Annotated in this window: 3 protein-coding genes; all 3 read left to right on the top strand. The window is 75.7% G+C overall.

The features are described 5' to 3' along the window. Positions 1-4 precede the first annotated feature (4 nt). Entirely contained in the window at positions 5-91 is an 87-nt protein-coding gene (locus BM165_RS26420) for a hypothetical protein (RefSeq protein ID WP_208976869.1), read from the top strand. Positions 92-444: 353 nt separating this feature from the next. Beyond that, positions 445-885 carry a hypothetical protein gene (locus BM165_RS23680; protein ID WP_143108322.1) on the top strand — a complete coding sequence of 147 codons (441 nt, stop codon included), beginning with the start codon at positions 445-447 and terminating at the stop codon, positions 883-885. Then, the coding region (locus BM165_RS23675; RefSeq protein WP_075015995.1) for an LGFP repeat-containing protein at positions 882-2,382 on the top strand (1,501 nt) is incomplete at its 3' end. The genes BM165_RS23680 and BM165_RS23675, both read left to right, overlap by 4 nt.

Genomic DNA, 2,382 nt, shown 5'->3' with positions numbered 1-2,382 from the left:
CGGCGTGCGCGACGGGCGGCGCAGTGACTTCCAGCACGGGTCCATCACCTTCAACTCCCGGACCGGAGCCCTCACCGTCACCACACGCTGACAGCACGTCCCTCCGGGAATCGTCACGACTCACCGTCACCGGATGCCTACGCAGCGGGAACCTCCGCCGTAGCCTCGGACGGTCGGCCTCCCGGCCGGCTGCTCGCGGAACCCCGGAGGACGTCCCCCATGCCCACCTCGCCAGCACATCGCGCCGGACGACCGGGCGCCGCACGACTCGGTCTGCTGGCCGCCCTGCTGCTGCTCCCCGCCTGCGGAGCCGCGGCGGAGGACGGTGCGGGCGCCGGTGACGGGGGAGCCGGCGCGACGGCGGCGCCGGGGACGGCGGACGGCTCGACGGCGGGCGGCGCGCCTGCGACCGGTACGACGGCGAGCCCGTCCACCGGGACCGCCGTGCCGACCTCCCCGGTCCCGACGGTCGACGACACCGACGTCGTGACCGACCCGGGGTACGGGGTGGAGGACCCGGGGGAGAAGGACGCCGAGCCCGGCACCGACGAGGCCGGCACCGACGAGCCGGAGGAGGAGCCGGGGCCCGCGGCGGCCGACGTCGTGCTCACCTGGTCCGGCTGGGACGGGGCGTCCGGCCAGGTCCAGGCGGGCGGCTACGTGACCGGCGTCGTCGAGGCCGGGGGCACCTGCACGCTGACCCTCCGCTCCGGCGGACAGGCCGTGACGGGGACGGCGCCCGCCGAGCCGGACGCCTCCACGACCGTCTGCGCCGTCGGCGTCGACGGCGCCGGGCTGGGGAGCGGCACCTGGACGGCCGTCCTCGGCTACCGGTCCGACGCCGCGGCCGGCTCCAGCGACGAGCGCGAGGTCGAGGTCCCGTGACCCGCACCCGCCTCCTGCGCGCCGCCCGCCGCGCGACCCTCCTGGCCCTCGCCCTCGCGGTGCTCGGCGGCCTGCTCGTGCTGCCCGACGCCCCGTCGCGGCCGCGGCTGGCGCCGGCCGCCGACGCCACGCAGTTCAACCCGGGCAACATCGTCTCCGACGCCGTCTTCTTCGACCGCGACGCGATGGACGCCCGCGAGGTGCAGACCTTCCTCGACGCGAAGGGCGCCGGCTGCCGCGTCGGCAGCGACGGCAGCCCCTGCCTGCGTCTCTACCGCCAGGACACCCCCGACAAGGCGGCCACCTCCTACTGCCGCGCCTACGACGGGCTCCCGCGGGAGAGCGCGGCCGACATCATCGCCAAGGTGGGCGCGGCCTGCGGCATCAGCCAGCGGGCGATCCTGGTGCTCCTGCAGAAGGAGCAGGGCCTGGTCCGGACGACGAACCCCACGGCCAAGGCCTACCTGAAGGCCATGGGCTACGCCTGCCCGGACACCCGCGCCTGCGACCCGGCCTACGGCGGCTTCTTCCACCAGGTCTACGGCGCCGCGAGCCGGTTCCAGGACTACCGGGCCCGCCCGAACTCGTTCAACCACCGGGCAGGCGCGACCAACTTCGTCCGCCACCACCCCAACGCCGCGTGCGGTGGCACGCAGGTCTACATCCAGAACCAGGCCACGGCGGGGCTCTACAACTACACGCCCTACCAGCCCAACGCCGCCGCCCTGCGCGCCGGCTACGCCGAGGGCGACAGCTGCTCGGCGTACGGCAACCGGAACTTCTGGCTGTACTTCACCGACTGGTTCGGCACGACGCAGTCGCCCGGCGGCGGCGAGGTCACGGCCCGCTGGACCGCACTCGGCGGTGCGGGCGGCCCGCTCGGCGCCGCGGTCTCGCCGGTCGGCTGCCGCCTGCGCGACGGCGGCTGCTACCAGGACTACCAGCACGGCTCGATCCACTGGTCGCCGCGCACCGGCCCCTTCGTGACCCGCGGCTGGATCTCCGACCGCTGGCGGGCCGACGGCCGCGAGTCCGGCTCGCTGGGCTACCCGCTGGCCGACGAGGAGACGGCCGCCGGCAGCGCGGTGCAGCGCTTCCAGTACGGCACCGTCTACTCCTCCGCCGCGGGGCCGAAGATCGTCCGGGGCTGGGTGCTCGACCGCTACGTGGCCCTCGGCGGACCGGGTAGCCCGCTCGGCCACCCCACGGGCGAGGAGGTCGGCACCTCCGGCGGTGTCCGCCAGCAGTTCCAGGGCGGGGTCGTCTACTCGTCGGCGTCGACGGGGGCCCACGCCGTCTGGGGCGCCGTCCTGGACAAGTGGACGGCCCTGGGCCGGCAGACCGGCCTGCTCGGGTTCCCCGTCGGCGGGGAGACCCGGACGGCGTCCGGGGTCCTGCAGCGCTTCCAGCGGGGTGGGGTGTTCGCGTCGTCGGCGGGTGCCTTCGAGATGCACGGGTGGATCTGGGACCGGTGGGTGGCTGCCGGTGCCGGGAGTG

The sequence above is a fragment of the Geodermatophilus obscurus genome, assembly GCF_900115395.1.
Taxonomy (GTDB): domain Bacteria; phylum Actinomycetota; class Actinomycetes; order Mycobacteriales; family Geodermatophilaceae; genus Geodermatophilus; species Geodermatophilus obscurus_B.
Note: the sequence above shows the minus strand (reverse complement) of the source record. Positions and strands in the feature narration are given on the sequence as shown.